This window comes from Alteromonas sp. Cnat3-28, assembly GCF_022348265.1.
Taxonomy (GTDB): domain Bacteria; phylum Pseudomonadota; class Gammaproteobacteria; order Enterobacterales; family Alteromonadaceae; genus Alteromonas; species Alteromonas macleodii.
Map to the genome: position 1 here is coordinate 65,586 of NZ_JAKREY010000020.1, position 8,493 is coordinate 74,078.

General features: G+C 45.1%; 6 protein-coding genes. All 6 read right to left on the reverse strand.

From position 1 onward, the window contains the following. Positions 1–15 precede the first annotated feature (15 nt). Positions 16–465: a DUF192 domain-containing protein gene (locus MHM87_RS16900; RefSeq protein ID WP_014948302.1), complete on the reverse strand. Its 450-nt coding sequence runs from the start codon at positions 463–465 to the stop codon at positions 16–18. Positions 466–536: 71 nt separating this feature from the next. Next, positions 537–3,149 (reverse strand): bifunctional aconitate hydratase 2/2-methylisocitrate dehydratase, encoded by a 2,613-nt coding sequence (acnB, locus tag MHM87_RS16905; RefSeq protein ID WP_239260298.1) that lies wholly within the window; start codon positions 3,147–3,149, stop codon positions 537–539. A gap of 626 nt (positions 3,150–3,775) precedes the next feature. Beyond that, positions 3,776–4,729 (reverse strand): DNA ligase, encoded by a 954-nt coding sequence (locus tag MHM87_RS16910; protein ID WP_239260300.1) that lies wholly within the window; start codon positions 4,727–4,729, stop codon positions 3,776–3,778. 145 nt (positions 4,730–4,874) lie between these two features. Further along, positions 4,875–5,159, reverse strand: a complete 285-nt coding sequence (locus MHM87_RS16915) for a DNA ligase (protein ID WP_239260302.1) — start codon at positions 5,157–5,159, stop codon at positions 4,875–4,877. Positions 5,160–5,165: 6 nt separating this feature from the next. Continuing rightward, the gene (locus MHM87_RS16920; protein ID WP_239260303.1) at positions 5,166–6,347 is read right to left on the reverse strand and encodes an alpha/beta hydrolase-fold protein; all 1,182 of its coding nucleotides are present in this window, start codon (positions 6,345–6,347) and stop codon (positions 5,166–5,168) included. Between the two features lie 131 nt (positions 6,348–6,478). After that, on the reverse strand, positions 6,479–8,191 hold the full coding sequence (locus MHM87_RS16925) for an ATP-binding protein (protein WP_239260305.1): 1,713 nt from the start codon (positions 8,189–8,191) through the stop codon (positions 6,479–6,481). Between the last annotated feature and the right edge of the window lie 302 nt (positions 8,192–8,493).

Here is an 8,493-nt window from a genome sequence, read left to right on the forward strand (position 1 = left end):
GCGCCTTTTGCGCGGTTAATCAATCGTTATTTGGTCGCCTACTTTTATATTATTCTCGGCAAACCACCCTTGGTTCATTTCCAACGCGTAAAGTACCTCTTTCGATGATCCGACCGACTCCAAGCTATGCGGAGTGAGAGGTTTTATATCCGTTATTACGCCTTTTCTGTCGATAAATGCTACGTCTAGAGGAACAAAGGTATTTTTCATCCACATGCCCGCAAATTTTGGGCTAGAAAACTTAAAAAACATACCGCAGTCTTCGCACAAGGCTTTGCGAAACATAAGGCCCTGCGCGCGTTGTTCAAAGGTTTTGGCATACTCAACTTCATAGTGCTTGCCGCCAATCTCCAGCGTAATGGATTCGAAGTCCACTGAGTTCAGCGACGATACAGGGTCAACCTGCGCTTTTGCACACCCTAAGGTTAATACAAGTGCAGCAACAATAAAGAAAGATTTTCCCATTAGACATTCCTTTTCGCCATAAAAAAGCCGGTCACCATTACGGTCACCGGCTTTGTAGTTTATACACTATTTTAAGCAACATTCAATGTTGGAATAATGCGCGCTTTCGCTTCTTCTTCAGCCTTTTTAAAGCTAGGTATTTTGTCGAAGTTTAAGTAGCGGAATACTTCACCCGACATTGCGTTAATTTTGCTAGCGTATTCCATGTACTCTTCAGCAGTTGGAATGCGCCCAACAATGGCCCCCACTGCAGCAAGCTCTGCTGAGGTCAAATATACATTCGCCCCATCGCCCAGGCGGTTAGGGAAGTTACGAGTAGACGTTGAAAGTACGGTTGCTCCCGCGTCCACCCTTGCTTGGTTACCCATACATAGTGAGCATCCGGGCATTTCTGTACGTACGCCTACGCGACCATAAATATTGTAATAGCCCTCTTCCATTAACTGGGCTTTGTCCATCTTAGTCGGTGGTGACATCCATAAACGGGTTGGCAGTGTTTTGTTGTACTGCTCAAGTAGCTTACCGGCTGCACGGAAGTGACCAATGTTTGTCATACATGAACCAATAAATACCTCGTCTACCTTATCGCCTGCAACATCAGATAAGGTTTTCGCATCGTCAGGATCATTAGGGCAGCACACAATTGGCTCTTTAATATCGTTAAGGTCAATTTCGATTACCTCAGCGTACTCAGCATCTGCATCTGCACGCATCAACTCAGGGTTAGCTAACCATTCTTCCATTTTCTGCGCGCGACGCTCTAAGGTACGTGGATCGCCATAACCTTCGTTAATCATCCAGCGAAGCATGGTAATGTTTGAACGCAGGTATTCAGCAATCGACGCTTCAGATAAGTTGATAGTACAACCGGCTGCTGAACGCTCCGCCGATGCGTCAGAAAGCTCGAACGCCTGTTCTACGGTTAAGTTCTCTAGTCCTTCGATTTCTAAAATACGGCCAGAGAAGGCGTTGATCTTGCCTTTTTTCTCTACCGTTAACAGCCCTTGTTTGATGGCGTACAGCGGAATGGCGTGTACCAAGTCGCGTAGCGTAATGCCCGGCTGCATTTCACCCTTAAATCGCACTAGTACCGACTCGGGCATATCCAGTGGCATAACGCCAGTAGCCGCAGCGAACGCGACCAAGCCTGAACCCGCAGGAAATGAAATACCCAATGGGAAACGAGTATGCGAGTCACCACCCGTGCCTACTGTGTCTGGCAGCAGCATGCGGTTTAACCAGCTGTGTATAATGCCGTCACCAGGACGCAGCGATACGCCACCGCGGTTCATTATAAAATCAGGTAGCGTGTGCTGCGTTTCTATATCCACCGGCTTTGGGTAAGCGGCGGTGTGACAGAATGACTGCATGGTTAAATCGGCAGTAAAGCCAAGACAGGCTAGGTCTTTAAGCTCATCGCGGGTCATTGGCCCTGTGGTATCTTGCGAGCCCACGGTTGTCATTTTAGGTTCGCAGTAGGTGCCAGGGCGAATACCGTCGACACCGCACGCCTTACCCACCATTTTCTGCGCTAGCGAGAAACCCGCGCCGCTGTCTTTTGGCTGTTCAGGCGTACGGAATAAATCCGTTGGGCCTAAACCTAGTGTCTCACGCGCCTTCTCGGTAAGGCCACGGCCAATAATCAGGTTGATACGTCCACCTGCGCGCACTTCATCCAGAATCACCTTCGACTTATAGCTGTATTCTGCAAGAAGTTCACCGGTTTCATGGTTGGTGATTTTGCCTTCAAACGGATAGATGTCTATCACATCACCCATGTTCATTTTTTCCACATCAGCTTCAAACACCAATGCACCGGCATCTTCCATGGTGTTAAAGAAGATAGGCGCAACTTTTGAACCAATGCACACACCGCCGCCTCGTTTATTAGGCACACCCGGTAAGTCTTCACCAAAGAACCACAATACAGAGTTAGTTGCCGACTTGCGTGACGAGCCGGTTCCAACTACATCACCGACAAACGCTACGGGATACCCCTTACTTTTGACTTCTTCTATTTGCGCCATTGGGCCTTTAACACCAGGTTCTTCTGGCTCTAAACCTTCGCGGGGCATCTTGTAAGCTGCCAGGGCGTGCAGAGGAATATCTGGGCGAGACCATGCGTCAGGGGCTGGCGACAAATCATCAGTGTTAGTTTCACCTGTTACTTTAAACACGGTGTAAGTGATTTTATCGTCCATTAACTTACGCGACGTAAACCACTCACCTTCAGCCCAAGATTTAATGATGTCAGTGGCATGCTCGTTACCCGCTTTGTGCTTTTCTTCCACATCGTGATAAGCGTCAAACATTAAAAGAGTATGTTTCAGCTCTTTCGCTGCCAACGGCGCAAGCGCTTTATCATCAAGTAGCTCCACTAAAGTGGCAATGTTGTAGCCACCGTGCATATTTCCTAGCAGTTCAACGGCTTTCTCTTTAGAGATAAGCTCACAACTGTCTTCACCTTTTGCGATTGCACTTAAAAACCCAGCTTTAACGTAAGCTGCCTCATCAACCCCAGGCGGTACGCGTTCTGAAATTAGTTCTAAAAGAAAGTCCCCTTCGCCTGCTGGCGGGTTCTTTAATAAATCAACCAGGCCAGCTACCTGTTCAGCGTTAAGCGGTTTAGGTGGAATATTTTGAGCGGCACGTTCTTCAACGTGATTGCGATAGTCTTGTAACACAGTCTCTTCCTCTAAGTTAGCTTGCGCAATGGGAGTAAACGGTCTTGTACGCACTTGACGCAAGGTGTGTTTAATAAATCATCAACAGTATAACTTCACGGGCTCATTTTTTAAATTTAGCGCCCTTTTAATTCACTTATAATCGCTATTAATACCATTACTTTTAAACGACAAAAGCGATTAGAAAGAAATAAGCAAAGTCACTTTAGCAATTAACATGTAGTAAAGTTATAGGGCTTTATGACTTAAAGACAAGGGGTTAGCTGTACACAATGCTTCTTCAATTGAAGCAAACCGTAAACGATTAATACCAGTCCGCATAGATAATTACCCACTCAGCGAGAGTTAAAATGTTCGTAATCGCGGCGTGTTGCCGCAGGTATAGTGGTTCTACATCAAGGTGACACAACAAAGAGTACGGACATTTTAAACTCGCCCTTCGGGAAGGTCTGGCAAGCTTCCTAGCTTCATTCTGGGAATTTGAAAGGGAACAACCATTCCTGCATTCCCAAGCTTCGCTATGAAGCTTGCCAGCGCCTTCTGAGTGGGCACTTATCCATGCGGATTGGTATAACAACAGTAAGTGAGAGGCAGTTCATTGTGACTATACTGGCAGTAAATAATTGTTAATTGGGCAAGTCTGTCTGAGGTCTGGTGCGAAGATAGCTTGCAAACTTTGGCTTTCCATTTTTGGTTAAGCCGTAGTACTTAAAGGTTACCCAGCTACCGATAGCGGGTGGAGATTGGCGCTCATTTTCTGAAAAGCCTGTTCCTAATTTAAATTGAATGCCTTCTCGCGTTTCTATAAGAAGCGAGCCCATCATTCCCTTAAATCGTCCTTTTCCCGGAAGCAATGCCAGTACTTTCCCTTCTGCATCTTCAAAGCGTTTTACTTTGAGCAACATGTCACTTCGCCCGGATGTGTACAGCGCTTGTTCATGATGAAGCATTAACCCTTCTCCGCCTTCCTGGGTTACTTGCTCCAGCTTTTCATCAAGTGAAGCAATAGACGTAAGCTTAAATTGAGGGATAACTGCAAACGTTGGATTAGGTGTAGATTTACTTAGGCCGTTAAGCATGTTGAGTCGCCGACCAAAGGGCTCACCCATCATAGGCATGTCAAAGGCCATAAATCTAACTTTGGCCCAGCGTTTTGCAGATAGAGAATTTGCTGCGGCTATAGTGTCTGCTGAAGACACTGTGCTAGATGAAGCGTTAGCGACAGAATGCAGCTCGATGTTTGTCATCGTTGAAAGCACAATAGAAGCTGTACGTTCAAACTCCCCTCTTCCTATCCAAAGTTCGCCGTCAATAGTGGTTTCTGGCCAGTTGGCGGTGAACCATGTTGGCGCGAATATCTTGTTCCCATTACGGGTAAGTAGTTCAGTACCGTTCCATCTTGCGCGAATACCGTCTAGCTTCTCACTAACCCAATAGTCAGCTACGTTAATATCAGTGCGACTTTGATCGTATTGCTTAGCAAGCTGCAGCCCTTCGACAGTATCGAGCATGTGATTAGCATTAACGTTAGCTATGGCGGTGATTGAAAGTACATATACAGCAGTCAAAAAATTTCGCATCGGCTCTTCCTATAACGTGTTAACCTTTGCTTGCTTTTATGCTTTTAATAGAGAAGCAAAAACAAAGAAGGCAGAGTAAATTACTCTGCCTTCTTTGTTTTTATAACTGTACGTAGGAAGGTTTTTTCGCTTAATCGAAGCTGCTCTAGTCGGTAATAATATCAATAACTGAGATCAGCACGTCTTCAGCAAACGCTTCACCTGCTGTTCTTTCTTTATCACGTCGCAGTTTGTAAGTTTCCAAGCAAGCATTTAGCTGCTCGTCGGCGGTGTACACCCCATGAACATCTGCGTTATTAGCTTGCTCAATACAGCGATCGGTTTGTCCCGTCGTGACGGTACTGCACCCGCTCGTTCCCAAGGCCATTCCGACCATACAAACCGCAGTGGCGATCCAAGTTACGTGTTTAAATGTGCTTTTATGGTTCAAGATAACTTAGTCCTTCAATAAAGACTGCAAGCGTTTTTGTCTATTAACATAAACCTGATGGCCATCGTGCTCAGACGTGGAAAGTGCTAAAGCTTGGTTCACGCTTTCCAGCGCTTTTTTGTACTCGCCCATCTGCTCATAACCATAAGCTAAGCCATTATATGCGTCAGGCGTTTGAGGATACTCAGCAATATCGTATTTAAACAAGGCGATGGCTTTGTCGTAGTTTTGTTTACCCACATAATGATAACCTAACTCGCGAATAACCCATTCCGGCGCGTCGAGTTTCTCGCCTCGCTGCTTTGAAACACGGGCGTAATAGTCTTTAATACTTTTAATATCTCCACTGAACTGCTGTGGCCTTAAATAAGCTGATAAGAACAAATGATGGTAAGCGCTGAAAGTCGACGCAGCTGAGACCAAATTGTGGGTAACCCCCTCGTAGGCTTCGTTCTCCCATCTTAACCCGGCAGGTTGATTTGCCCGCATTCCAGAAATCATATCGTTATAATACGGGCGCATGGGCGCGCCTTCATTGCCGATAGACGTGTAAATGAAGTGGTCTAATTGATTGGCAGATTTTAAGAATGCAACCGTACTTTTTGCAGATGCGCCATAGTTCCACCACACCGCAGCACTGTAAGTCAGCGCGGCGTTAAAAAGCTCAGGCTTCTGGGTAAGTGCGTATAACGCGAATACGCCTCCGGCTGATGCACCCTCTATCACTCGAAAGTCATGCACGCGATATTTCTTCTCTACCATCGGCATAAGCTCAGTGGTTATAAAGGAAAGAAAGTTTGCACCGCCACCGCCATAGCCTACAGGCCCATTTGGATCTTCATTTGCTGTGGGATATAGATCGCGAAGTCGGTCGGTATTTTCAATGGCGACTATAATGACTTCCGGTGCAGCATTCTGAGATTGCAGCGATTCTAGCACTGCATTCATCATAGTAAGATTTCCCGCACCATCTAGACGATAAATAACGGGGTATTTCTTGTCGGGGTTTTCGGCGTAGCCTTTTGGAAGCTGAACAACCACTTCTCGTTGCTCGTTTAGCACTTTAGATTGGAGTTTCTCTACCTTCAATTCGTAACGCTGGCTGTCGCTGCCTGTTTCGCTGTCAGCCGGAAGGCTTGTGAAAGCAAGAAATAGCAGGGCAATTATAATATGTATTTGTGACTTCAAACTTAAATCCTTTTATAAGACGCTTTGCTTTTCGCAGTAATACTATTTACTTGATTGGGCCAAGCGAACTTTTATTATTATCTATTGTATAACAGGGGTTTATTCGGATTAATGACAATTTCATAGCCACATTACTCTGTATATTCCCCTTTAGCAATACAGGAACTTTCTGTAGACATTTCTCCGCCCAAGTATTTAGTTAGCACAGCGTGTAGTTCCGTTTTATTGACTGGTTTTGTGAGATATCCATTCATCCCGGATGCTAACGCTTTATCTATTTCTTCGGCAACCACCGCAGCAGTGAACGCGATAATAGGAATAGTGATGTTAGCTTTTCGCAACGCTAAAGCGGCTTCAGAGCCGTTCATTTCAGGCATGTGTAAGTCCATCAATATAAGGTCGAAATGCTGCTTTAGTGCAATCTCTACTGCTTCGTTACCGTTATTGGCAAGCGTAACTTTCAATCCTGTGTCTTCTAACAATGATTTTGCTACGACCTGGTTAATGTCGTTATCTTCTGCAACCAAAACAGTAAGGTTTGAGAACGACGGTGTGCTTTCCTGTTCTTTAGCGCCAATTACACTATCTGCAATTTCAAACGGTAGCTCGAAATAAAATTCACTCCCCTGACCTACCGCGCTTTTCAGATAAACCGTGCCGCCCATAGCTTCAACCAAGCTTTTTACTATCTGTAAACCAAGTCCCGTTCCCCCGTGCATTCGATTAATGCTGCTGTTGGCTTGGGTAAATGCATCGAATACGCGCTCTTGTTCAGAAGCATCAATCCCGTCCCCCGTATCCTTAACTGAAAATCTGACAAATTGATGGGTCTTTGACGCTTCACCTTTCGATAGCCCTAAAGTGACACTGCCCTGATGCGTAAACTTTATCGCGTTGCTCACTAGGTTGTTTAACACTTGAGAAAGGCGCGTTGCGTCCCCTACAACACAAGTATTTAATGTTTTATCTACTTCTATTCTCAGTGAGATACCTTTGTTCTGCGCCAATTGTGCATAAAACGCCACGCAATCTTTGGCAGTACTTTTTAGGTCAAAGGGAATGATCTCCAGCGCAAGTTTTCCCGCATTCAGTTTGGGAAGATCTAATATGTCGTTCAAAATACGGTTTAGCGAGAGTCCTGAACGCTTAATATTCTCGAGGTTAGGCCGTGCACTTTCCGAAATATCATGAGAAAGCACTACATCGGTCAATCCCAAAATACCGTTTAATGGCGTGCGAATCTCGTGTGACATAGTGGCGAGGAATCGTGATTGTGCAGCCGACGCTTGCTTTTCGCTTGCAAGCGCCCTGTTTAGCTCAAGAGTTTTGTTTTTACTCTCAACAAGGGCTTTCTCTAATTGGCTCGCTAGAGCATAGATAAGAAGGGACACAACAAGGTTGGTCACACAAAGCCTTAGCCAAAGGCCCTTGTCATAATCCCCTTCGTAAAACGGCACAAGAAAAGTACAGCATGCGAGTACTACCATTGCACTTATTCGCCAACCATTAGAAAGCAGTAAAATGGGAAAAATAGTAGCAATTGGAACTAAGGTTGCGGGCATGAGCCCATTGCTTATTACAAGGTAAGGCGCGACGGGAATGGTGAGTATTGCCCACAATTTCGCCAAAGGTTCTTTGTAGTTAGAAAAGATAATTCCCGCTACCGAAATTGCACACCAAGACAGGCCGAAAAATACTGCCACATACACATTTTGGGGTTGTGCTATGACGATTACCGCTAAGATGAGTAAAGAAAAAACCAGCAGAATTTTGAAGCCAGCTTTTTGCAAGGCCGATGTAACTTCGCCAAATGATTCAGGCTTTGTAGAGTACTGCTTTGGCATTAGGGTTTCTAAGTATTATTAAATGACTAATAACTCAGTATAAGTACCAAACAACAACTCTGCATAAAAATAATGGGGTCAGAGTACTTTTCTAGCTGTTTACCGCTAGCTCTATTACCGTACTAATGTACTCTGACCCTGAGGTATCCCCACAAATAATATAACGATATCAGCGAGATAAAAAAGATAGGAACATTCATGACGTTTGGTGATCAGATCAATCGCCAAACTTCACTGAGGCCAAACAGTCATGAATGCCCTATCTATTGTGAACAAAGTCGTATCGCTTGTCAGCTATAAAA